Source organism: Methanimicrococcus hacksteinii, assembly GCF_032714515.1.
Classification (GTDB): Archaea; Halobacteriota; Methanosarcinia; order Methanosarcinales; family Methanosarcinaceae; genus Methanimicrococcus; species Methanimicrococcus hacksteinii.
Genome location: NZ_JAWDKC010000011.1, coordinates 77,045 through 102,117, shown reverse-complemented (window position 1 = coordinate 102,117; position 25,073 = coordinate 77,045). Strand labels below are relative to the sequence as shown.

Here is a 25,073-nt window from a genome sequence, read left to right as displayed (position 1 = left end):
TTCTTCCCTTTTTTGAAAAAATCATTTAAAAACGGCGCCTTTCTTTTCATACTTTTTTCAAGATTTGTGCATTTCGCGCGCGTGAGCGTTCGGCACCAATAAACGAGGAATGAAACGATGGAAACACGGCTGTTCAGAAACAAAGAAAAAATTTCCCTGCTCGGATTCGGAACGATGCGGCTTCCGAGAATTTCCGAGGACACGCAGGAAATCGACCGCAAAGCCGGACAGGAGATGGTTGATTATGCGATCGCTCACGGCGTCAATTATTTTGATACGGCTTATATGTATCATGAGGGCGAGTCGGAAATTTTTATCGGCGAAGCCCTTTCCAAATATCCGCGCGGCAGTTTCTTTCTGGCAACCAAAATGCCGCCCTGGAAAATCGAAAAGCCCGAAGATTCCGACCGTATTTTTAACGAACAGCTGCAAAAATGCCAAGTCGATTATTTTGATTTTTATTTGATTCACAATATCAACCGCGAACACTTAAAAGACGCCGAAAAGCAGGACGTTTACGCGTTTTTAAAACAGAAAAAAGCGGAAGGCAAAATCAAATACCTGGGATTTTCGTTTCACGACGAGCCCGACCTTTTGGAAAAAGTAATCGAGCAATATGAATGGGATTTTGTCCAGATTCAGTTCAATTATTTGGACTGGACAATTCAGAAAGCAAAGCAGCAATACGAAATATTGGCTGCGAAAAAGATTCCGGTCATTGTCATGGAGCCCGTTCGCGGCGGATCGCTGGCAGCGCTCTCTGAAAAAGCAAGAGAAATATTAAAAGCCGAAGATCCGGATGCAAGCATCGCGTCGTGGGCGATTCGGTTTGCCGCAAGTTTTCCGAATGTGCTGACCGTTCTCAGCGGCATGTCAAATATGGAACAAGTCAAAGACAACGTTCAAACGATTGAAAAGTTTAAACCGCTGTCGGAAGAGGAATATCAAACGATTGAAAAAGCCGTGAAAATTTATCAGTCTTCTTTTAAGATTCCCTGCACATACTGCCGTTATTGTATGGAATGTCCTTCAGGTGTTCATATTCCGAAAGTTTTTGACAAATACAACCAATATTTTGCGCGCGGCGATTCCGACAAATCACGGTTTTTAGCAGAATACCGCCAAATCGGCGAAAACCGCCGGGCACACAACTGTACACAATGCGGAATTTGTCTGCCCAAATGCCCGCAGGGAATCAATATTCCCGAAAAAATGACAGAAATTGCGGCGTTTGCGGCAGAAAAACAAATATTCCAACTTTGATTCCGATTATAACTCCGGCTTTAATTCCGACTTTAATTCCGATTTCGATTCCGTATAATTCCGACTATAATTCCGATTTCGATTCCGTATAATTCCGACTATAATTCCGATTTCGATTCCGTATAATTCCAACTTTAATTCCAACTTTAATTCCGATTTCGATTCCGTATAATTCCAACTTTAATTCCGATTTCGATTCCGTATAATTCCAACTTTAATTCCGATTTCGATTCCGTATAATTCCGACTATAATTCCGGCTTTGATTCTGACTATAATTCCGGCTTCGATTTCGGCTTTGATTCCGGCTTTGATTCCGACTATGATTTTCAGTATTGAACACCTTTGATTCATTTTGGGAGAAAAATTGAGATATAAAGTTTTCTTTTTTGAAAAAATCGACCGGTTTATTTGAAAAGAAATCAGAACGGCAGGTATGAAAGATAAAATCCCGCCTTTTGAATCAGCGCCGTCTTCTTCAGAAAATCCGGCTTCGTCGGCAAATCCATCTCTGTCGGATTCGCCTTCTGCAGCAGTTCCGTCTTCTTTGACAATTCCCGACTCTTTCACGATTCCGCTGTCCTTGTATGATATTTTGGATTTGTACCCGGTCATTCGGGAAAAGCCCGAAATTTACGCCGGATATCAGAAAGAATTGGAGCCGTTTTACACAAGAGAAGATTTAACGCCTGTTGAAAAAGTATGCATCGGGAATTATCAGGACATTCATTTTTGGAACCGGCAGAAACAAAATTGGAGCTGCAAAATTCCGGAAGATATGAAAGATAAACCGTGGTGCTATATGATTAATTCCTGCTGCCGTTTCCCGAATTTTTACAATGAAAGAACAGAATCTGAAAAGAGGTTAATTGATTTTAACATTAAAAACATTGATGCGGCGATTGAAAAAAGCACACAGGATGTTGAAAATTTCATATACAGAGGCGTTTTGAATTTAAATTGGCTCGATAATCCCGTGCGCGGGGAAACATTTCAAGAAAACGCATTCGGAAGTTTCAATTTAAAACGAGAAAACGCATGTAAATATACGAATTCCGAAAAGCCGATAATATTTCGTCTGAAACTTAAAAAAGATATGAAAGCACTGTATATTGACAACAAAGAATATGAAATCATTCGCCCGAGAAATATCGGATACAGAATAATTAAAATTGAACAATGGTCTGAAAAAGATTTGGAATTTGAAAAAAGTTTGAAATACGGAAAAGATCTAAAATTTGGAAAAAAGCCGAAATTTAAGACAGATCAAAAATACGGAAAAAAGCCAAACTCTGAGAAAAATTTAAAAACAAACAAAAAAATGAATGTTTATACGATTGAAGAAATTTGAAAAAAGAAAAGATTTGAAAAAAGTTAAAGAAACTTAAAAAATCTAAAAAAGTTGAAGAAACTTAAAAATTCTAAAAAAGTTGAAGAAACTTAAAAATTCTAAAAAAGTTGAAGAAACTTAAAAATTCTAAAAAAATTAAAATATTAAAGGCGATTGCAAATGATGTTAAAAGAATCTTTTTCAGAAATTTTCACCTATATCGGAAAAGCGCCGGATCCGACTCCCGAAGAGGAGGAAAGAATTAAAAAACTGCTGGAAGAAGCCGATGCCGATTGGGAATAGCAGAATGAATATGAAAGAGGAGAGCGCAAGTGTATTTATGACAAATAAAGCACTCCGTAAAAGCGCTTGATTCCGGATTTTCACAAAATAATATTTTGAATTTCCTATTTTTTTGTTTCCTGTTTTAAAATTATTCAAATCGATGAACCAAATTCGAATTCTTATAAAAAAACGAGTCATTCGCGCGCGCAGCGAATCGGCAGCAGTAAACGCAAACAGCAAATGCAAACAGCAACAGAACCAGCAACAACAAGCAGCAAATGCAAACCGTAAGGTAATCTGTGCCCACGTTCGCGTAGCGAACGGATGTGATAAAAATAAGATGATAAATGCGGAAATGCTGCCAACACTAATTGCTGACAATACTGACTGCTGACAACGCTGACTGCCGCCAACACGGACTGCTGACAACACGGACTGCCGCCAACACGGACTGCCGCCAACACGGACTGCCGCCAACACGGACTGCTGACAACACTGACTGCTGCCGACACTGACTGTTGCCGACACGGACTGCCGCCAACACGGACTGTTGCTGACAACACTGTCTGCTGACGACACAGCCTGCTGCCGGCATTACCGTCATTTACTTTTTAATTTAATTTTTAAACTCATCAAACCCCGAACAGTTTTTTAACGCCCTCATTAAAACTCACGCTGTTTTTTCAAACTTCATAAAATAAAAAGGGCATTCGTTTTTATCAAATCTTCAAAATCAACCTTTGGTTTTCCCCGTCAAGGTTTTTTGAAATAAACCTTATATAGAAGCATTTCTCTATTCTTTTATTCTTAAAATAATAATGTATAAAACCTTTAAAAGAAAAACTGAAACGAAAAAACCCGCGTTTCACTCTTTTTAAAAATCATCGGCAAACGCATTAACAGTCTCCTCCGGGAAGTGTATCATTCATGGTTGACGTTAAATTAGAACTTGAGCTCCTTCGGCAGAAATTATTGGATTTATCTTTGATGAACAATCTTTTAAATTACACGCCGTCAAAAAAAAGAACGGTTGAGATCAAAAATGAAAATATCGCGGAAATTTACGATATTTTGGTTGTTCAGGAAAAAACGATGCGGTTTAAAGCCGATCCCAACGCCGTGAAAAAAACAAAAAAAGGGGAAGAAAACGCAGATTCCGCGGCCGCCGATGATGACGAAGAATCCGGATTCTTAAAAGGGCTGATGAAACGAAAAGAAGGCAAAGAAAACTCCGTCGTCGGCCTTGAAACACCTTACCATGCCGACGAACTGGAAGAGCGCCTTTTTTACACCAACAACCAATCCCTTGCCGTTTTTGAAGAACAGGGTTACCCGATTTTGTACATGGCCGTCGGATTTTTAAAATGGACCGACGGTTCCAAGAAATTTTTTAAAGCGCCGCTGGTTTTGATTCCCGTCGAATTCAAACGGGTCGGTCCGAAAAGAAGATTTACCGTTCAGTGGACCGGCGACGATATTTTCGCGTCCATCACGCTCAAAGCCAAACTCTTGGAATTCGGCCTGGAACTGCCCGAATTTTTCGGAGCCGACGACAAAGGCGCCGTCGAGTTTTATTTAAAAGCCGTCGAAGACTTGATTTCCGATAAAAAAGAATGGGAAATCGTCCGCGAAGCAAACATTGACTTTTACAATTTCAAAAAATTCGTGATGTATAAAGATCTTGACCCCAAGATCTGGCCCGAAGGACACGGTCCCGAGACGCATCCGCTCATTAATCAGGTTTTCAATCCGTCCGCCGAAAACTATGACGGCGGCTTTGCCGAAAACGAAGTCGATTTGAAACTGAGCACGGATTCCGTTTATCACATTGTCAATGCCGACTCCTCCCAGATTTCCGTCATCGAAGACGTGAAAAACGGCAAAAATTTAGTCGTAGAAGGACCGCCGGGAACCGGCAAATCCCAAACCATCACAAATTTGATTGCCGAGCTTCTCATGAGCGGCAAAAGCGTTTTGTTTGTCAGTGAAAAAATGGCCGCGCTTCAGGTCGTTAAGAAAAGATTGGACACAATCGGCCTCGGAGACATGGTTTTGGAAATGCACAGCCACAAAGCGCAGAAAAAAGCCGTTTTGGACGAACTGGACAGAACACTCAAACGCAGCCAGCCGGCTGAAAAGAATTACGCGCAGGATTTGGCCGACCTTGAAAATCTCAAATACGAACTCAACGAATACGCCAAAACCCTCAGCCAAACCGTCGGCCCGATCGGCCACACCGTTTATGACATTTACGGCATCCGCGAAGATGTCACGCATTATTTCAACAGCAGCAAAAGAAAAATGGCGCACATTGAATTCAATGCCCCCGAAAAATGGGACAGAAAGCAGTGGGCAGAAGCCGTATCCATCTTGGAAAAAATCGGAGACGCGCTTCACAGCGTCGGCGGCGTTAAGGAAAACCCGTGGCGCGATGTGCAGCCGGGAATCATTCTGCCGCCGGATTTGCAGGACATCGAAAGAATCTTGGAAGATGCCGCGCACCGCGCAAAAACAATCAACGACAGCGTGGATGAAATTGTCGCAGAAACCGGACTTGAGGCGCCCTCTTCTTTGAACGAGCTGGACGAATTCCTGAATCAGATTAAAACATTCCAAAACGCTCCGAAAATCAGCCGGGACGTTTTGAAAAATCAAAGCATAAAGGAGCGCAGCACGCAAAAAGAATTAATGAAAAAAGCCCGGCGCTACAGCGAATTGGAACAGATGATTGAAGAGATTTTCACGTCTCAGATTTTTGAAACCGACATTGACGCTTATCTTAAAAAGGCTGGCAAACTCCTCAAATTTATGGACAGCGGCTTTAAGGATTCCAAGACCGGAATTTTAAACTGTTACATCAAACGGGTTGACAAAAGCGACGCGGAACTCAAAAAAGATGTTTTGCTGGTTCAGGAATTCAATGATTTGGAACGCGAACTGGAAAACTCCAAACACAAGGCGATTATGCTTTTCGGCGCCCACTGGGAAGCCGGCCTTGCCGACCCCGCCCGTTTGGAAGCGTTTTATGACTGGATCGTCCTCTTCGATGTCCTGGAAAGCAGCGGCAGAGTCACTGAAAACACGTACGTCTGCATCGAAAACGGCGTCAACGGATCCGCGCTGGAGTCGGCAATCGAAAACATCAGAATCGAAAAGGAATATTTAGACATCGCTTTGATGAAGCTTGCAAACAGTGTCGGCGCCGACCCGGATTTATTCTTCAATGAAAAATTTGTGAAAGAAATTCTGCCGGAAAAAGAATCCAAAGCGGAAATTGCCGCTCCCGAAAATGTTGCGGAAGACGGCGGTTTAATCAAAGTGGAAGAGCCCGACGACCCCGAAGAAGCCGTTAAAATCCCGCAGAAAAGGAAATTCGAATTAACGGAAAGCGGAAATGTTTTCAGAGACACGCTGACCGCCAAGCAGCTCAACAACATTCTTCATGTCTGGAACACGGAGCTTTCGTCATTGGTTTTATGGAGTCAGTTTTTGCTGTACCGTGAGAAATGCGCGGAAACCATTGCCGCGCCGATGGTTCCTTACATTAATGAAAATGAAATTCTGCCGGAAGATTTGATTCAAACATTCAAAGGCAACTACGCCGACGGCGTTCTTCGCGCAGAGTTCATGAAAAAGCGTGTATTATCGACGTTTATCAAAGAAGTTCATGAGAATAAAATTCAGAAGTTTTCAGAGCTTGATGAAAAAGTCATTGTCAAGAACAGAGAACGCGTCAACATTGAGATTTACAGGCGCATGCCGCAGATTTATGTCGGCGCATCCCGCGAATCCGAAGCAGGCGTACTGCTCAACGAATTCAACAAGAAGAAAGCGCACATGCCGATCCGCCGTTTGATGTCAAGCGCGGGCGGACTGATTCAAAAGATTAAGCCTTGCTTTATGATGAGTTCGCTTTCAATCGCGCAGTATTTGGAGCCGCAGAACACGTCTTTTGATGTTGTTATTTTCGATGAGGCCAGTCAGGTCAGGCCCGAAGACGCACTCGGCGCGCTCCTCCGCGGCCGCCAGGTCGTTGTGATGGGCGACTCGAAGCAGCTCCCGCCGACCACTTTCTTTGAGAATTTATTGGAAGCGGACGACGAATACAATGAAGATGCTTCGTTTTATTCCGATGTGGAGAGCGTTCTCAACATCTGCAAGCGCAGTTTCCCGTACAAAACGCTTCGCTGGCACTACAGAAGCCGCCACGAATCTTTGATTGCCGTCTCAAACAACGAATTTTACGGCAACCACTTGTACGTTTACCCGTCGCCGCTTCACGCCGACAAGAATATGGGCCTGCAGTTCCGCCACGTCAAAAATTCCGTCTACGAGCGCGGAAAAACCGGCGTGAACCGCGAAGAAGCGCGTGTTGTCGCACAGGAAGTGATGCGCCACTTCATTCAATTCCCCGACAAAACATTAATGGTCGGAACGTTTAACGTGAAGCAGCAGGAAGCGATTCAAAAAGAAGTGGAATCACTTGTGAAAAGCAGCCCCGGGTTTGAGAAATATTTCACCAACGAAAAAGGTGAAAACTTTATGGTCAAGAACATTGAAACGATTCAGGGCGATGAAAGAGACGTGATTTTCGTCAGCATCGGATTCGGTTTCGATCAGGAAGGACGTTTGTCAAAGAATTTCGGCCCGCTCAACAGAGACGGCGGCGAACGCCGCTTAAATGTTTTGTTCACCCGCGCCCGCGAGAAGTGTGTGATTTTCTCCAACTTTACGTCAATCGATCTGCACGTCGGCGACGACGACCCGGCAGGCCTTCGCGTTCTCAAATCATTCCTGGAATATGCCGAAACGAAAGAATTCGTCAGCAAAACGCCGGAATACGAACCCGACGAAGTCACGTTTGACGAATCCGTTGCGACGTTCCTGCGTGAAAACGGTTTCACGATTCATCAAAAAATCGGATGCGCCGGCTACAAAATGGATATGGCGATTGTCAATACGGAAATTCCCGGGCATTACATTATCGGCATTGAGTGCGACGGTCCGCAGTATTTCAACTCCCGCGTTGCCCGCGACCGCGACCGTTTAAGACGCGATGTTTTGGCGGGACTCGGCTGGCAGCTTTACCGCGTTTGGTCAACGGACTGGTATTTGAATCCGCAGAAAGCCCGGAAAAACCTGCTGGAGGCGATTGAAAAAGCCAAAGAGAACGCCAAGAAAATCGAATCACCTGTTGAATTCGAATTCGATGACGAAGAAGTCACCGTGACGGTAACGGATGAAAAAGAAATCGAAAAGATGATTCAGATTATCAACGAGAGAGAAGCGGAAAGCAGAAAACAGCAGAAAGAAAAAGAAGAAGCTGAAGCGGCGGCAAAAGAAAAAGGATTATCGGATGCCGAAGAAAAATCGGATACGGCCGCGGAAGAAGAAAATTCCGAAGGAATGAAACCCGAGGAAAAAGAAACCGAGGCTGAAGAAAAAGAAGCCGAAGAAAAAGAGATTGAAGCTGAAACGGAAAGCGAAAAATCTGAAACAGAAGCGAGAGAAGAAAATCTTGAAACGGAAGACGAAAAATCTGAAGCTGAAGTCGTTGAAACAGGTGAAAAACCCGAGCCGCCGGCAGAAGAAATCGGCGCCGAGGATGAAGAAAAACCGGAGGACGCGGTTTTAACTGCCGAAGAACAGCCCGCTGAAATGATTGAAACGGAAAGCAAACCGGCGGAAAATGAAATTCCGGAAGAGAAAACGGCCGAAGACGAAAAAACGGATACGGCAGCGGAAGAAGAAATTGTCGAATACCGTCCGGAAAAGGCGAAAGCTGAAAAGCCGAAAAAGGAAAAGGCGGGAGTTAAAGAGGTCGAGCCCGAAACATCTGAACCGGAAGCGTCCGAGCCGGAAAAAACACACGAACTTGTTCCGGACACCGATTACGAAGAAGACGACGAATACGACACGCTTTTCGGCGACATGAGAAAACTGCCCGAAGACATTACGAACGAACAGTTGTTTGATGTCGGACCTTTGATTCAAAACGGTGTTCCCGATTATGCGCCGTACACGAAGATTGATTTGCCGTCAACGGAAAATCTGCTGGAGATTCCGCGCCATAAGATGGAGCATGAAATTGTTGAAATCGTCAGCCATGAAGGCCCGATTCACAAAGAACAATTGATTTTGGAAATTAAGCAGCGCTGCGATGTCAAGCGTTTGACAAAAGCGATGCGTGACTTCATTATCCGCGAAATTTCGTCGGCGGAAAAATCCAATTATATCCGCGTCCGCGGCAATTTCCTGTGGCCGGCGAAAGTGAAAGGATGCATCGTCCGAAAGAGAGAAGGCGATTTGCTGAACATTGACTGGATATCGGAAGAGGAAATTCTTCAGGCCGCCGTTTATGTTTTAAAAACACAATATTCGACGCCCCAGGATCAATTGGTGAAGAAAGTGTCTCAAATTTTCGGCTTTAAAATCATGAGGCCGCCGGTCAAAGAAAAGATTGAAGGCGTCATCAGCGACGCTGCCGCCGACGGTAAAATCGTTCATCTGCCCAACGGCAAAATTTACTTGGACGAATAATTCAGAAAGAAAAAATAAAAGAAGACGAAAAAATAAAAGAAGACAAAAAATAAAAGAAGACAAAAAATAAATGAAGACAACAATAACGAAAACGGAGGAAAACATATGAACAACATTTGGCATGAAATGCCGGCGGAGAGAATCAAGCCGGATAATTTTTGCGCCTGCATCGAAATTCCGAAAGGCGGCAAAATCAAATATGAAATGGACAAGGAAACGGGCCTTTTGATAATGGACCGCGTGCTTTACACGTCAACCCATTATCCCGCCAACTACGGATTTATTCCCAAAACATTCGCAATGGACAACGACCCGCTGGATGTTCTGGTGCTTTGCAGTGAAAAGCTGGTCCCGCTCTCAATCGTTGCGTGCTATCCGATCGGTGTGATTACGATGACGGACAGCGGCTCAAAGGATGAGAAAATTATTGCGGTTCCGTTCGGCGATCCGACTTACAACGGCTACAAAGAAATCGAAGATTTGCCGAAACACGTGGCGGATGAAATGATGCACTTCTTTGAAGTATACAAAGAGCTGGAAGGGAAAAAAACCGTCATTGACAGTGTTTCAGGCGCCGCCGACGCGCGGGAAATTATCGCACAGTATATTGAAAATTACAACACTTATTTTAAGAATGAGAAATGAGTGACATGATGCCGTTTTTGGATCTTTTGCGGCGTGAGACGCGTCCCGCGCGCGAACGGTCCGGATTGAAAAGCGTTCGGAAAACGAATTTCCCGTATTCCGTTTTCCGTCTCCTGTTTCCCGTTTATTGAATTTTCGAAGTTTTGATCGGATTTCATCGGTCTTCAAATATTTGGGGTTCGAATCGTCAACGGGTTTAAATATGAAATATTAACTAAACTAAGACAAACTTTCGGAATTATACAAAAACATTTCAGATTATTGACGAATTTTTCGGAGTAGGGAATAATGGCTAAGAGGAATAATAATCAAGCGAATCCGACTGAGCAGGGGGAGCTTGAACACGTTGAAGCAGAAAAAGTGGAAGCCGAATACCATATCGGCGCGGGCGGCAAAATCGAACAGACGCCCGAAGAAAAGAAAAGAATGTACAAGGAAAGCCTTGTCCGAACACTGGTTGCGGCCGTTCTCGGTATTTTAAGCGGTGTTGTCTGTTACTTCGCACTTGACGCGGCGGCTCCTGCGGCGGGCGAATCAACGCCTTTGAAATACGCTTGGTTCGTGATTCTTCCGCTCATTATGATTTTCACCTATTACATTCAAAGAAGACTGGTTTTCCCGGCCTTTAAAATGGACATGAAGCTCCTGAACTGGAAAGACTGGTTCGGAATTCAATTTTTAGTTTTGATTTATTGTCTTGTCACATGGACAATTCTTTTAAACACCAATATTCTTTGATTCAAACTCCGGCATCCGCCGGCTCTTTTTCTTTTATTTCCAAATCTCCTGACATGACATTATCCAATTTCAGCGACATCGTTCAATAATATAATTCAGCGACACGATTCAACAAAATTATTCAAAATTACCTCACAATTACTTCAAAATTATTTCAAAATGATTTCAAAATGATTTCACAATTACTCCAAAATGATTTCACGATATTATTCAATTCATTATCAATTTCAGATTTAAATTAAATTTTCATCAAAAACAGATTGCTTTCAAGGAAGAACATTATGAGAATAGCCGTTTTAAATAAAGACAAATGCCAGCCGCGCCAATGCAGCAAGGAATGCTACAAATACTGTCCGCGCGTCCGAACGGGTGACGAAACGATTTTATTCAGCGAAGACGACGGCAAAGCCGTGATTACCGAGTCTCTCTGCTCCGGCTGCGGCATTTGTGTTAAAAAGTGCCAGTTTGGCGCGATTATGATTATCGGCCTTCCCGAATCATTGGAATATCCGACGCACCGTTACGGCCAAAACGGATTCGCGCTTTACGGACTGCCTGTTCCGCAGCAGGGAAAAGTGACGGGCATTCTCGGTCCCAACGGTATCGGTAAAAGTACGGCCGTTCAAATCCTTTCCGGCGCGCTCATTCCGAATTTCGGCGAAGAAGAAACGAGCTGGGAAAAAGTTTTGTCCCATTATTCGGGAACAGCCCTCGGCGACTATTTCAAGCTCGCCTCATCCGGCAGTTTAAAAGTGTCCCAAAAACCGCAGTATGTCGATTTAATTCCGAAAGCCTTCAAAGGCAAAACCTCGGATTTGCTTAACAAAGCAAATACAAGCGGCCGCCTCGACGAAGTTATTGAAAAACTGGAAATGAAAGACATCATGGACCGCGACATCGCCGCGCTTTCCGGCGGCGAACTTCAGAAAGTCGCAATTGCGGCCTGTATTGTCAAAGAAGCCGACTTCTACTTTTTCGATGAAATCAGTTCTTACCTTGACATTTATCAAAGAATTAACGCCGCCCGCCTGATTCAGGACTTGGCGAAAGAGAAAAACAAATCCGTTCTCGTCGTCGAGCACGATCTTGCGATTCTGGACATGCTTGCAGACACCGTTCACCTGGCTTACGGAACGCCGGCCGGATACGGTGTCATGACAATGCCCAAATCCGTTCGCGTCGGCATTAACCAATACATTAAAGGCTACCTGCCCGAAGAAAACATCCGCATTCGAGATGAAGCGATTCGCTTTGAGACGCACCCGCCCAAAGACGGCGCGGATGTCCGCACAATTCTCTCTTACGATTCATTTTCCAAGAAATTCGGCGACGCATTCTCATTGGTTGCCAAAGGCGGCAGCGTCAAAGAAGGCGAAGTGCTCGGCATTGTCGGCCCGAACGGTACAGGAAAGTCCACGTTTGTCAAAATTCTGGCAGGCGTCATCGAGCCCGACGAAGGCGAAGTCGGCATTGACGTCACCATTTCTTACAAACCGCAGTACATTAAAGCCGACTCCGATATTCGCGTCCGCGAACTTTTAATGGAAGTTGCCGACAAATTCGGAACCGGCTACTATGAAACAGAAATTGCCCGACCGCTGCGCCTGGACAAGCTTTATGACAGCTATCTGACCGACTTGAGCGGCGGCGAGCTTCAGCGCGTCGCGATTGCGGCATGCCTCAGCCGCGAGGCCGACTTCTACATTTTGGACGAGCCGAGCGCGCACTTAGACGTCGAACAGCGCGCCATTGCAACGCGCGTCATCACCCGCTTTGCCGAAAGCAACGGCAAAACCGCCATGGTTGTCGATCACGACATTTATATGATTGACATGATCAGCCAGCGCCTGATTGTCTTTGAAGGCGAACCTTCCATCAGCGGTGTTGCAAACGCCCCGACCAACATGAAAGACGGTATGAACAAATTCCTCTCCAATTTGGACATCACATTCCGCCGCGACGAAGAAACAAAACGCCCGCGCGTAAACAATTACGATTCCAGACTGGACCGCGAACAAAAAGAAAAAGGCGAATATTATTATTCGGAAGAATAACTCAAACAAATCCGCACCCGATATTTTATCTTCAAAAATCGAGGTTCGGATTTTTAATCTTTTTTAAAAAAATGTGCGGCTCGCGCGCGGCGCAGCTCAGGCGGCAGACAGCAGGAAACAAGCTAGCGGCAGCAAATAAAGACGGCAGCACAAGAAAAATACAAACAAAAAATGCAAACAAAGAAAATGCAAACCGAAAAAACAAGCATTAAGCCAGGATTGTAAAAGGATTCGCCGGAAGTTCACACGCTTCCGGCAAAACGTGAATCCTTTCATTCACACATTGATTCAAAGTTTATGGCTTCGACAGGGTTTGTTTTTCTTTCACAGTTCATTCGTTTTTAAGGGTATTTTCGGCGCGGGGCCGGAGGAATCAGTCACGGCGAATCTGAGTGCTGATCGGCCGTGAAAGATAAATGCAATCAATTAGAATCAAATCAATTTTAAGTCAAATCGATTTTAAATTAAATCAATTCAGTCTATTTTTTCAGGCTTCCCATTTCGGTCTTTGGAAGAGAATAATATTGCCGGCCATTGACACAAACTCCCAGGAATTTGCCGCATACGCCGCGATTTGTTCATCCAAATTCAAAGCGTCGACAACATCCGTTTCATAATCATAGGGAAGCAGGCTGTCATAATGACTGCCGCAGTCTTCGTCGAAACGGTTCTGTTCTTTGAAAGAATCAAATCCGAAATCGACCTCGTCTTCATAATCAGGATCTTTGTGAAAGCGAATCAGTTCATCCGAACCGCCGGCGCCGATTAAGTTTGCCGGCCGAACACGGATAGTTTCGGGTTCTTCAAATTCCGTTTCGTCCCATTCGAAACGAATGTAGGAAATACCTCTGTCGCAAACAGCTGATGCAGCCGCTGCACCTGCTTGTTCCGAAAAAACTGTTTGGCGGGATTTTTCCCGGCGGATTTTAAGGAGTTCAGAGTATTCCGTTCCGATTTCGATAGACATAATTTCACCTGAATTTTGATTCTTTAATTTTGTAAGAACAAATCATAGAAGAATTTTGAAGCATATAAAGGTCAAATAAGCGGGGTGAAAGTATTAAACAGGAAAAATCGAATCGAGCACCGCAAAATCTTGAAAAAGTCCGCCGAAACTATAAAAATATATAACACAAACGTCAATTATCGGGTATGCTCAAATACGATTTTCATGTTCATTCCAAATATTCAAAAGACTGTAAAACGCCTTTAAAGGACATTTTAAATGCCGCCAAAGCAAAAAATCTTAGCGGCATTGCGATTTGCGATCATGATGAAATCAAAGGCGGCTTAAAGGCTTTGGAGATTGTCAAAGAAAATCCCAAAAAATACGGGGATTTGATTGTGATTCCCGGAATTGAAGTCAGTACGTCCAAAGGACACATTCTGGTTTTGGGCGTGACCGAAAAGATTCCGCCTTACATGACGCCCGAAGAAACAACCGATATGGCGCGGGAGTTAAACGCTGTCTCCATTGCCGCGCATCCTTTCAGGAAAGCCGCTCACGGCATCGGTTATTTGAAAGGCAGCGGGGTTGACGCCGCCGAAACTTTTAATTCAAAATGTCTGACAAACAGCGCAAACAACCGCGCCCGCCGTGTTGCAGAAAATCTCGGAATGCCGCAGGTCGGCGGCAGCGACGCGCACATTGCCGAACTCGTCGGGCAGGGATACACGCTTGCAGATGTCGGCGCAAATTCGCAGGAAAGTATTTTTGACGCGATTCTTCGCGGCGCAACGATTCCCGGAGGAGAAAAAACGCCCAAAGAGGTCGTTGCGAATCAAATCCGGAAAAATATCTTTCGAAGAACGCGCATGCTGTTAAACGGCAAAATCAGAGCCTGACCGGACAGTCTGATTTGTTTATTTTGATTGAATTTCTTAAAAAGGGTTAAAATGGATAACGTCACCTATCGGACCGAAAAATCCGAAATAAAGATTCTGCATACCGGAGATACGCATCTCGGGTCGCGCCAATATCACAGCGATATCCGACGCCGTGATTTTTTCGAATCGTTTTCAAAAGTCATTCGGGATGCCGTTGAAAATAACATGGATGCCGTGATTCATACCGGCGATTTGTTTGACAGCCGCAATCCGTCGATTGAAGATTTGATGGAAACGATTGCCGTTTTGACGGAGCTGAAAAAAGCCGGCATCCCGTTTTTGGGAATTGTCGGCAATCATGAAGGCAAACAGAACACGCAGTGGCTGGACATTTTTGAAACGATGGGACTGGCCGAAAGACTCGGCAGCAAGCCGGTCATCGTGGACGGCCCGAACGCTCAAATTTATTTTTACGGCATTGACAATCTGTCGGGACCGCGGCTGGCGGCCTTTGATTTTTCCGTATTTGAATGTCCGCCCGACAGCGGCGGGAAAAAAACATACCATATTTTAGCGCTTCATCAGCTGCTGGATCCGGTCCTTCCGGGACAGCCGCTGTCGGCAGACGATTTCACCGGGCCGATTCCGATTCAATTCGATGCCGTGCTGCTCGGCGACAATCACAAATACGAATGCATTAAGCACAACGGTGCCTGGCTGACCTACCCGGGAAGCACCGAGCGCTGCAGCGCAGCCGAAACCGAACCGCGTTCCTACAATATCTTGACTTTTGAAAATGAAATGTCAATCACGCGCCGCAGTATTCAAACGCGCGATTTTGTGACGATTCCGATTTCCGGCGATGACAAAGGAGAAATTAAACTCGACGAAGTTTATACCGTCATCGATTCGTATTCCGAAAAAATCAAAGATTCGGTTGTTTTCATCGAATTTACAGGCACGAAGAAAACGCTGATTCCGATCAGCGAAATTGAAGAATATGTCAAAAACAAAGGCGCGGTCGTTGCCCGCGTCGGCGATAAAAGAGATTTGGCAAAAGAAGACGGGGACAAAGTCGGCGGGATTGTGTTCCGCGACCCCGACGAAGTGGTCAGGCAGGAACTGAAAAAATTGAATTTAACGGAAGCGGGGCTGCTTTTGGACAGCATTATCCGCGATTCGGAAATTTCAAAAACAAATATTACCGACGCTTCCGAAATTCAGCTGAAAGAATTTTTGGAAAACACTGAGTTTAATGAAGAATTCCGGCGCGAGAGCGTTTATTCGGATGAGTCTTTTGACTCCGAATCAAACTTCTGCAGTTCGAATGAGATTGAAATTGAAACGGATGCCGGAAACGGCATAGGAATTGAAAATGAGTCAAATGCCGATGAAATCGGAATTGAGAATCCCGAATTTGCCGCCGAGGTGATTGAACAGCTCCGCCGCACACAGGAAATAAAAAAATCCGCGGACAAAGAAAAACAGGCGGACAAAGAAGAACAGGCGGACGAAAAAAAACAAGAGGATGAAGAGGAAGCGGGCAAAAAAAGGATGGGCGAAGACGAAACGGCCGAAAATGTTGAAAGTGCTGAAAATGAAAACGGCGAAACGGATGGGAATGATATCGGCGAAACGGATGCGAATGACATCGAGGAAGCGGATGAAAGACGGAAACCCGAAATTTCATCAGGGGTTTCCGAAAAGACGAAAAGGGGCCCGGGAGCCGCCCCGCGGCAATATACGCTCGGCGACATGTTCGGACCGGAGGACGAATCATGAAATTCAAGCATCTTCATATTGAAAATATCCGCAGTTATGAAAAACTGGATTTGGATTTTACCGACGGCGTGACCGTGATTTCGGGTGTGAACGGCAGCGGAAAGTCCAGTATTCTGGAAGCTTGTTTTATGGCGATTTTCGGCGGCGAAGTTTTGGCAAACACGTCTTTGAAAATTGCGGACATGATGCGAAAAGACAGCAGCAAAGCTGTTATCGTTTTGGATTTTGAACACGGGGGGGATGATTACCAAATCGAGCAGAATTACAAAGCGACAAAAACGGGGGCCGGAAACTCAAAATCCGTTCTTCGGAAAAACGGAGAAATCATTGCGGAGCAGACCAAAAATACGTATGATGCCGTTCAAAAATTATTGAATATGGATGAAAAGAATTTCCAGAATTGCGCGTATATCCGCCAGGGAGAGATTGACGCGCTGATTAACGCGAAGCCCAAAGACCGGCAGCAGATGATTGACGATTTGCTGCGTCTCGGAAAGCTGGAGGAATATCGCGAACGGGCGCACAATTCAAAGACGGCCGTGTCAAGAGTTTTAAGATCGGAAAACGAACGGAAAGCGGAACTTCAGAGCCGGATTGAGCAGCTGCGCTCCAAAAACTTGCATGAAGAGCTCAACCGCCGCCGGGAAGCCGTGGAAAAATTAACGGCGGCCGTTTCTTTGAAAAACGAAGAAAAAACGCGTTTGTCAAATGAGCTGACGCTTTTAGAATCCAAATTAAAAGAAATGGAAAACACGCGCAAAGAAATTGAAAATTTGAAAACGGAATCTTCGGATTTGAGCCGCAAATGCGACGAGGAGATTTCAAAGCGGGAAAAAATGATGGATGAAATACTGACCGCCGAAAAGCAAATCGCCGAATCGGCGGCAGTATCCGAAAAACTTCGAACGGAAATCAATTCCGGGTTATTCGGGGCGTCCGGGTCTTCCGGCACACCCGACGCGCCCGGATTATCCGGCGCAACCGGATCTTCCGGCACTTCCGGCATCGAATCCGTTTCAAAAATCAACGAGAACAATGAAAATGCCGGCGCCGTATTAAAACAAATCAAAGAAGATGAAAACGCGGCCCGAGAGAAGAAGCACGCGCTTTCCGGAAAAGCGGAAATCATCGCGGTGAATAAGAAAACGCTTGAAAATGATATTTTAAAGAAAGAAAATGAAATCGCGGAAATTCAAAAGAATATTTCCGAATTGAATTCCGCGATTGAAACGCAGGCTGAAAAAATTGCCGCGGCAAACGCGTCCGTTGAAGGCGGGTTTTCAAAAGCCGGCGTTGAGAGGACTGCTTTTTTGAATTTGTTTGACGAGTTGTTCGGCGAAATCAAAGAAGAGCTTGAAAAGGAACCGCCGGCCGATTCGCAGGCACCCAAGGAATCGGAATCAAATGAAAAAGACTGCATTTCCGGCGTCTGCGACATTTCTTTTTATTCCAATGTGGTCAAAATCGAAGAGCTGCCGCTGCCGTCCGATGAGCAGGCCTGGAAAACATTGATTTCGGATTTGGAAAATCTGGAAGAATATATTGAGCAAAAAGTGCGCGCAGAAGAGGGAAAAATCACAGAGGAAGAGCGGAAGAAAGCGTCCATCTCGGGCGAATCGGAAGAGAAAGAAAAGAATGTCAAGGCGTTTGAAAAAGATCTGCTTCGGCTCGAAGAAGACAAAGAAACGGTTTTGCTGAATTTGAAAAATGAAAACGCGGAATTTGAAAAGAAAAAGAATTTGGTTTCCGATTACACGGCGCTGATTGAAATGCACAGCGCAAAACGCCTTGAAAAAATCAAAACGGTTGCCGTATTAAAAGAAACGGTTCCGCCGTCCAGATATTCTCTGAATGATATTTCGGCAGAAGACATCCGCGGCGCGCAGACTTTTATTGCCGCCCGAAAGGAAGAGCTGATCTCGGAAAGTTCGGGATTGAAATCGCGCGATACGGAAATTCAGAAGTCGGCCGCCCGAAAGGAAGAGCTGCTCAAAGCCGGCAAATGCCCGACCTGCGGGCAGGAAGTCACGGCCGACACCGTTCATCCGGCGCATGAGGCGGCTGACGAAAGCCGGCAAAGAACTGAAATGGCGGACCGTTTGAAAGAGATTGAAAAACTCAAACGTGAAACCGATATGCAGGCAGGTGTTTTGAATGAAATCTCGGAGATTGATGAGAACATCCGTAAAATTCAGGCTGAAATGAATACGTTCCGCGCCGAAGAGAAAGGCAAGTCGGAAATGATTGAGAAGCTCCGCAAGGATTTAACGGACATTGAAGAGCAGAAAACGGCATTAAACGCGCGCAAATTGGAAAATTCGATTCTTTATGAAGCCGGCCGCAAGGATTTGGAAAAGATTGACCAAAGGCTTTCGGGAATGAAAGCGGGATACGCCCGAAATTTGGAGAAACTGCGTTTGATTTCCGAAAGGGAAAAAGAGTTTTCAAACACCGCCAATTCCATTTTGCTGGCTTATAAAACACTTGAAGGCGACCGTAAATTAAACGAAGATTCTCAAAAACGTCTGAAAGATTCGGAAGCTTCAAAAGACGAATCAAAGAAAGCCGCGGACATTTTAAAAGCGGATCTCGGAACCGCCGCCGCGGAAGAAATCAAAGCAAAAGAAGAGGAAGCAAAAGCGGCCGCTGTTTTGGCGGGAATTTCGGAACTGCGGGAAAAGGTTGAAAATTTGATCGGCTTCGTCACTGTCCGGGACAGATTAAAAGCCGGTTTGGACGGGAAAAAAACAACGCTTGCGGCAATCGATGAAGCGGTTGACCGTTTTAAAACGCAGATTTCAGAAAAAGAAATCAAAGCCCGGTCACTTCTTGAAAAAATCAGCGGATCCGATGCGGCCGACACCGGTATGACGTTTGCCGAGAAGCAGAAGAATTTAGCGGATCAAATCCGCGCCGTTTCGCTGTCGATTGAAGATCTGGAATCTAAAAAGAGCGGCGTCATGGAGCAAATCGGCCAATACCGCGGCGAAATTTCCGTTCTTGCCGACTGCGAAAAATCAAACGATGTCCTGCGCAACAAAATTCAGTTTTTGGCTTATGTTTCCGAAGATGTTTCTGTTCTGGAAGAAATGTATCTGCGCATCCGGTCTGAAATGCGTTCCAAAAATATTGAAGCGCTCGACCAATTGTTAAACGAAATGTTTGAGTTCATTTATTCCAACAATGCGTATTCTCATTTGGAGCTTGACAGTGATTACAATTTAAAGGTTCACGAAAAGGACGGGTCGGTTTTAGAACCCAAGCAGCTCAGCGGCGGCGAGCGCGCGATTTTCAATTTGGCGCTTCGCTGCGCGATTTATCGCCTGCTGTCTCTCGGATTCGGCGAAAACAGCACGGGAAAAACATCGCTTCCGCCGCTCATCTTTGACGAGCCGACCGTCTTTTTAGACAGCGGTCATGTCCGCCAGCTCATCAAATTGATTGAGCATATGCGCGAAGACGGCGTCGGACAGATTATTGTTGTGTCTCACGACGAATCGCTGATTGATTCGGCCGACGTGAACTTTAAGATTGAAAAAGATCCGCTGACAAACGCGTCTTCCGTCGTTTGAATTTAATCAAAGCCGAGGTTTCGGTTTTGATTTCTTTTTTAATTTTTGGTTTAAATTTTATTTCTTTTTAACTTTGGTTTAATTTTTGTTCTTTTTTTAACTTTGGTTTAAATTTTGTTCCTTTTTTAAAACTTGCAAAGCTCGCGCGCGGCGAACGCTTTGCCGTGAAGGAATCAGACCGCAGACAGTGGACAGCAGACAGCGGACAGCAGACAGCAGACAGCCGCTGCACCGATGCTGCAAACGGACAGTCAGACAGATGTGCTCCCGTTCGCGGCAGCGAACGGATGTGATAAAAATGTGCTGATGCATATGGGAATGCAGCTGCAGAACGAGCAGATCATCAGGTGCAAACTAAAAAGAAAAACTGAAATGAAAAATCTGAAAATGAAAGAAGAACCTTAAAAAAAGAAAAAATTCGAAAATGAAAGAAGAAACTGAAAAAAAATGAAAATGAAAGAAAAAATTTAAAAAATAAAATGAACCGAAATCATTCAGAAGCAGAATATTCCGGTTTGTCGATTTTTAAAACATTTTTCTTCAAAAGGAAAAACGTCAGAAGAAGCGCTAAAAGACCGCCCGTGAGTTTTGCGGCAATCACGGGGAAAACCATTTCGGTATTGACGCCGCCGGTAAATGCCAAAACATCGCCGAAGACGAATGCGCCCGAGACTGTGAAAACCACGTTCAGCAGTTTCCCGCGCTGGTCCATGTCTTTGATTTGGCCCCAAACCGGCAAATTGTTGGCAAGCTGCGTCAAAAGGCCGGCGGAAGCTTCTCTGTTGATGCCGACTTTGTCGCCGAATTTATCCATCCATTTGCCGAATTTGCGTTTGAGGAAAAGAACCATCGGAAACGCGCCGGCCAAAACGATTGCAATCAAACCGATAATCAAAAGGCCTTCTTCGAGCGGAATGCCGCCCAAAACCGGATCGTCCTCAACCATCAGATAGAAAAGCGGCAGACGAATGCCTGTCAGGTATTGGAAAATAGCGATTCCCGGACTGATGATTGCAATAAAGGTAATGCATCTGCCAAAAATCGAGAACAGTTTCAGCATAAGACTTTGTTTGACAAGCAGGCCGATGCCGACCGCTATTGCAAGCAATATGACCGGAAGCGTGTTGATCAAAAGTTCGTCGATGCCGAGCGGGGTTGAAGTAAAAGTCATGGCAAGACCGCCGACCAAACAGCCGACCGGAAGTGTGACAATACCCAAAAGAATGCCCGTTGCGAACAAAGAATGATCTTTTTTATCTAAGATGGAAAGCGCGTAAGGAATCGTAAAAGAAAGCGTAATTCCCATCATTGACGCAACAATCAAACCGGAATAATTGCCGACGCCCGCATTGTCCCCGGACATTTGAATGGCCATGGCGTAACCGCCCATATCCAGCGCGAGCAATGAGCCCGGAAACATGGCGGGCGACGCGCCAATCAAATTGAAAAACGGCGTCACAATCGGCGACAGCACCAGAAGAAGAACAGGCGACAAGGCAATAATACCGACGATGGCCAAAGCCAAATCGCCCATCGTGTGAAAGCCTTTGTCAAATTCTGCGCCGTAGCCGAGTTTGTTGCCGCACAGTTTATCATAAACGCCCAAAAGCATGAACAAGGCAAGAATCGTCATAACGATGCTGCTCACGCTCAATTCAGTCCAAAACGATAACAAGGATGATGTAAATATGTCAATATTCGTTACACTTTCTATCAGGTCACTAAACACCAAGGTCCCCTCCCCATACCAGCTTCCCGTTGAAGCTGTTTCACACATCCACACACACAAAAAGCAATAATAATAACAATAATCGAGAACAATAAAAATTCTCTGAGGTCATAATGCTTTTTTAATATATATCAGATTCCCAATGCGGAAAAGAAAAAAAGACGCTCAAAAGAAAAGAGAAGATGTTCAAAAGAAAAGAGAAGAAATTCAAAAAAAAGAAGATATGAAAAAGAAAAAAAAGAAATGCAAAAGAAAAAAGAAGACATTCAAAAAAAACAACCAAAAAAAGAAGATGCTCAAAAAAAGAGAAAACAATCAAAAAGAAAAATTGAAATCAAAACCAAATCAAAATCAAAATCAAAATCAAAATGCGACGGGAGATTTTACTTTTGATTTCCGATAATATTTTGAATCTGATTAATGGAAAAGGCTTTGAATCCGTTTTTTTCAAGATGCCTTGCAAACTTTTCGGTCCGCGGACTTTTGTTGGGATGGTAAACAACCGTGACTTTCGGGGAAATCTGCCGGACCATTTCGGTCAGCCCGTCGACATCCAAATGGTCGCTGAGACGAATGTTTTCAAACGGATAATCCGAGCGGCAGGTTAAAACATATTTTTGCGTGTCGGCGCCGAATGATACGAGATCGTTGATCGGAACGATGCAAATGCTGCACGGCTGTTCTGTTTTCGTGCATACTTCGGCAGACGAAACGGATTGTGCTGAAAAGAAAGAAAAAGAAGTCGCGTTAAAAGAATCGGAGTTTTTATCAAGTTCGACGAGGTCGCCGGCGTTTCGGACGAACTTTTCGGTTAAGGAAAGTGTTTTGCCGTTCATTGCAATCGGCCCGTTGTATCCCATTTCGCGAAGGACGAAAACCGCTTTTTGAGATTTCCCGAATTCGTAAGCGCCGAAAGCGATTTTTCGTTTGCCGACGTGGGACAAAACCGCGTGATGCAGGCCGTCAATATCGTCTTTGAAGTAACAGCTTAAGTCGGAAGGATCGCCGTAACTGGCTTCGGTCAGCAAAACATCGCATTTCGGAAGCGCGCCCGCGTCTTTGACATCGCCGGTCACCAAAATACTGTTCCCGAGTTCGTTTTCCCAGTAAAAAGCACAGGATCCGGGCGTGTGGCACACGTCAAATGTTTGAACAGAAACACCGCAGATGTCCGCGGTTTCTCCCGTTTGGAAAGTATTTCCGACATGCGTTTTTTCGTATCGGATTTCAAGCGCGCGGGCGGTTTCTTCGGAACACCATGACGATTCGGAAAGCATCGCCGACTTCCCGTAATGATCGGAATGTGCGTGCGTAATCAGATAAGCGTCCGGCGGATTTTGAGAAGACGAAAGCCGCGTCGTATCAACCGCGAAAGTCAAAAGGCGCCCGTCTTTGGATTTGAAACGGATAAAAACGTGAGGTTTAACCCCGCCCGTACTGTTTTGGCGGCGAAAAACAACAAACCCCAATTCCGCCAATTCTTTTGAATACATGATAAAACGCCCGCCGCTATTTTGAGAATAAAACCAAAACCGCGGCAATGCATTTAAATTTTGTTAATTTGAAAAAAACGAAAAGTTAAAAACAGAAACTGCCGACAATACTGTTTTGAATTTATTTCCCAAAAACAAAATGTCGGTTTTATCAATTTTAAAAATCGCAGAGTTCGCGCGCGCGGCGGCGGCAGCAGCAAACAAACGGTAAGGCAGCCGGCAGCAAACAGAAACGTAAGGCAGCAGGCAGCAAACGGAAACGTAAGGCAGCAGGCAGCAAACGGAAACGGAAGGCAGCCGGCAGCAAACGGAAACGGAAGGCAACCGGCAGCAAACGGAAACGGAAGGTAATCTGTGCCCACGCTCGCGTAGCGAGCGGATGTGATAAGAATGAGATGACACACATGGAAACGCACCCTCAGTGCAGGCAGCAGCACACACAGATGAAACAGTAACAGCAGCACACACATATGAAACAGTGGCAGCAGCACACACATATGAAACAGTGGCAGCAGCACACACATATGAAACAGCGGCAACACATACAGATGAAACAGCGGCAACACATACAGATGAAACAGCAGCAGTAGCGCACACAGATGAAACAGCAGCAGCACACACAGATGAAACAGCAGCAGCACACACAGATGAAACAGCGCGCTGTAAAAAAGACGGTTTTTTGTTTTAATTGAAATCATTTGGTCCATCTCCAATCTTCATTTTGCTCGCTGCGCTCACAAAATTCAGATTGGAGGGGCGGTTTTTGAACTTTTACAAATTCAACAAAACCGAAACATCGTTTTTAATTAAATCTATGAAAAACGAACCCCGCCTTTTAACCCTTTATTTTTATGAAAGAGGGGGTTCGGGTTTGAGAAAGTTCATGAAAAACGATGTTTCGGTTATCGAAAATTCTAAAAAACAAAAACAAATGAAAAACAAAAACAAATAAAAAAGAAAAAACAAATGAAAAACAAAAACAAATGAAAAAGAAAAAACAAATGAAAAACAAAAACAAATGAAAAAGAAAAAACAAATGAAAAAAGCAAAAAGACAAATGAAAAACAAAAGAAAAAATAAGAAAAAATAAGAAAAAATAAGAAAAGATTCGGAATAATCCGAATCAGCCGAGTCTTGTCACTCTCATAACGGCGGTCACGGGAACGTTGTCGATTTCATCAAAACCGACTTTGTCGACCAAAACGGCGATTGCAATCGGATTGCCGCCGGCTGCGCGGGTTTGAGCGATCACGTCGGTTAAAGTGCGGCCGGAGGAAATGACATCGTCAACGATCACACAGTTTTTGCCGCGGACTTCAGTGAAATTGCGGGAAAAAGCGCCTTTCGCTTCCGTGTCGCCGTCGATTTTGGCTTTCTTGGAATAGTAAACGGTAAATTCCGATTCCATTTCGCCGGCCATGAAACTGGCGACGGGAACGCCGCTTGAAGAAACGCCGACAATCACGTCAATGTATTCTTTCTGGCCGACAGCGACCTCGGAAACCATGTCGCACAAAATCTGAGCCGTACAGCGCAGGCGCGTTGCGTTCTGGCCGAGCGCGCTCCAGTTCACGGACAAATCCTTCGGGACAGTTCCGTCAGGGCTCGGTTTTTTGTTTGTCAAAAGCCAGACAACAGTTTCGGTGGAAATGTTTAACTCATCGGCAATCTGTCCGGTGGTCAGTCCGCTGTGCTGCAATTCATCTGCTTTTTGAGACAAGTCTTCGATTTTTTTCATGATTGAACTCCTGAAAAATTCATGGAGGAGATTATAAATAAAAATTTATTTAAAATATTTTTAAGCTTATGTGCTTCAT

At 44.8% G+C, this 25,073-nt stretch carries 19 protein-coding genes; 12 read left to right on the top strand and 7 right to left on the bottom strand.

The annotated features are described in order from the left end of the window. The first annotated feature begins 117 nt into the window (after nt 1–117). The 3 genes from MmiAt1_RS02510 to MmiAt1_RS02500 all read left to right on the top strand — a co-directional run bounded on the left by MmiAt1_RS02510 (nt 118) and on the right by MmiAt1_RS02500 (nt 2,894). Nucleotides 118–1,263: an aldo/keto reductase gene (locus MmiAt1_RS02510; protein ID WP_318785325.1), complete on the top strand. Its 1,146-nt coding sequence runs from the start codon at nt 118–120 to the stop codon at nt 1,261–1,263. A gap of 434 nt (nt 1,264–1,697) precedes the next feature. Further along, nucleotides 1,698–2,612, top strand: coding sequence for an ADP-ribosyltransferase (locus MmiAt1_RS02505; RefSeq protein WP_318785324.1), 915 nt, complete (start codon nt 1,698–1,700; stop codon nt 2,610–2,612). Nucleotides 2,613–2,771: 159 nt separating this feature from the next. Beyond that, entirely contained in the window at nt 2,772–2,894 is a 123-nt protein-coding gene (locus MmiAt1_RS02500; RefSeq protein WP_318785323.1) for a hypothetical protein, read from the top strand. Between the two features lie 176 nt (nt 2,895–3,070). Here the strand turns inward: MmiAt1_RS02500 and MmiAt1_RS02495 are convergent, their stop codons facing one another. Next, nucleotides 3,071–3,436: a hypothetical protein gene (locus MmiAt1_RS02495; protein ID WP_318785322.1), complete on the bottom strand. Its 366-nt coding sequence runs from the start codon at nt 3,434–3,436 to the stop codon at nt 3,071–3,073. Nucleotides 3,437–3,803: 367 nt separating this feature from the next. Between MmiAt1_RS02495 and MmiAt1_RS02490 the strand changes: the two genes are divergently transcribed. From MmiAt1_RS02490 to MmiAt1_RS02470, 5 genes are all read left to right on the top strand, one after another. Continuing rightward, the gene (locus tag MmiAt1_RS02490) at nt 3,804–9,416 is read left to right on the top strand and encodes a DUF4011 domain-containing protein (protein WP_318785321.1); all 5,613 of its coding nucleotides are present in this window, start codon (nt 3,804–3,806) and stop codon (nt 9,414–9,416) included. A gap of 105 nt (nt 9,417–9,521) precedes the next feature. Further along, nucleotides 9,522–10,061 carry an inorganic diphosphatase gene (locus tag MmiAt1_RS02485; RefSeq protein ID WP_318785320.1) on the top strand — a complete coding sequence of 180 codons (540 nt, stop codon included), beginning with the start codon at nt 9,522–9,524 and terminating at the stop codon, nt 10,059–10,061. Beyond that, complete coding sequence (locus MmiAt1_RS02480) at nt 10,058–10,192, top strand: hypothetical protein (RefSeq protein WP_318785319.1); 135 nt, start codon at nt 10,058–10,060, stop codon at nt 10,190–10,192. The genes MmiAt1_RS02485 and MmiAt1_RS02480 overlap by 4 nt, the downstream gene beginning before the upstream one ends. Nucleotides 10,193–10,349: 157 nt before the next feature. Continuing rightward, nucleotides 10,350–10,799: an EMC6-like membrane protein gene (locus MmiAt1_RS02475; protein ID WP_318785318.1), complete on the top strand. Its 450-nt coding sequence runs from the start codon at nt 10,350–10,352 to the stop codon at nt 10,797–10,799. Between the two features lie 281 nt (nt 10,800–11,080). Beyond that, nucleotides 11,081–12,853: a ribosome biogenesis/translation initiation ATPase RLI gene (locus tag MmiAt1_RS02470; protein WP_318785317.1), complete on the top strand. Its 1,773-nt coding sequence runs from the start codon at nt 11,081–11,083 to the stop codon at nt 12,851–12,853. Between the two features lie 487 nt (nt 12,854–13,340). On the opposite strand, the gene MmiAt1_RS02465 is transcribed toward MmiAt1_RS02470, so the two are convergent. Then, nucleotides 13,341–13,820: a hypothetical protein gene (locus tag MmiAt1_RS02465; protein ID WP_318785316.1), complete on the bottom strand. Its 480-nt coding sequence runs from the start codon at nt 13,818–13,820 to the stop codon at nt 13,341–13,343. A gap of 185 nt (nt 13,821–14,005) precedes the next feature. Between MmiAt1_RS02465 and MmiAt1_RS02460 the strand changes: the two genes are divergently transcribed. From MmiAt1_RS02460 to MmiAt1_RS02450, 3 genes are read left to right on the top strand one after another with little or no spacing between them, the layout of a single operon-like run. After that, entirely contained in the window at nt 14,006–14,698 is a 693-nt protein-coding gene (locus MmiAt1_RS02460) for a PHP domain-containing protein (RefSeq protein ID WP_318785315.1), read from the top strand. A 51-nt stretch (nt 14,699–14,749) separates the two neighbouring features. Continuing rightward, nucleotides 14,750–16,462 (top strand): metallophosphoesterase, encoded by a 1,713-nt coding sequence (locus MmiAt1_RS02455; RefSeq protein WP_318785314.1) that lies wholly within the window; start codon nt 14,750–14,752, stop codon nt 16,460–16,462. Then, complete coding sequence (locus MmiAt1_RS02450; RefSeq protein ID WP_318785313.1) at nt 16,459–20,034, top strand: AAA family ATPase; 3,576 nt, start codon at nt 16,459–16,461, stop codon at nt 20,032–20,034. The genes MmiAt1_RS02455 and MmiAt1_RS02450 overlap by 4 nt, the downstream gene beginning before the upstream one ends. Nucleotides 20,035–20,130: 96 nt before the next feature. Here the strand turns inward: MmiAt1_RS02450 and MmiAt1_RS02445 are convergent, their stop codons facing one another. The 4 genes from MmiAt1_RS02445 to MmiAt1_RS02430 form a co-directional block, all read right to left on the bottom strand. After that, a complete protein-coding gene (locus MmiAt1_RS02445) occupies nt 20,131–20,346 on the bottom strand; it encodes a hypothetical protein (RefSeq protein WP_318785312.1) in 216 nt (71 codons plus the stop codon). 178 nt (nt 20,347–20,524) lie between these two features. Further along, nucleotides 20,525–21,667 carry an ethanolamine utilization protein EutH gene (locus tag MmiAt1_RS02440; RefSeq protein WP_318785311.1) on the bottom strand — a complete coding sequence of 381 codons (1,143 nt, stop codon included), beginning with the start codon at nt 21,665–21,667 and terminating at the stop codon, nt 20,525–20,527. A 479-nt stretch (nt 21,668–22,146) separates the two neighbouring features. Further along, nucleotides 22,147–23,256 (bottom strand): MBL fold metallo-hydrolase, encoded by a 1,110-nt coding sequence (locus tag MmiAt1_RS02435; RefSeq protein ID WP_318785310.1) that lies wholly within the window; start codon nt 23,254–23,256, stop codon nt 22,147–22,149. Nucleotides 23,257–23,319: 63 nt separating this feature from the next. Beyond that, nucleotides 23,320–23,658, bottom strand: a complete 339-nt coding sequence (locus tag MmiAt1_RS02430; protein WP_318785309.1) for a hypothetical protein — start codon at nt 23,656–23,658, stop codon at nt 23,320–23,322. Between the two features lie 19 nt (nt 23,659–23,677). On the opposite strand from MmiAt1_RS02430, the gene MmiAt1_RS02425 reads away from it, so the two are divergent. Further along, nucleotides 23,678–23,944, top strand: coding sequence for a hypothetical protein (locus MmiAt1_RS02425; RefSeq protein ID WP_318785308.1), 267 nt, complete (start codon nt 23,678–23,680; stop codon nt 23,942–23,944). Nucleotides 23,945–24,379: 435 nt separating this feature from the next. On the opposite strand, the gene MmiAt1_RS02420 is transcribed toward MmiAt1_RS02425, so the two are convergent. Continuing rightward, a complete protein-coding gene (locus MmiAt1_RS02420) occupies nt 24,380–24,994 on the bottom strand; it encodes an orotate phosphoribosyltransferase-like protein (protein ID WP_318785307.1) in 615 nt (204 codons plus the stop codon). Nucleotides 24,995–25,073 lie beyond the last annotated feature (79 nt).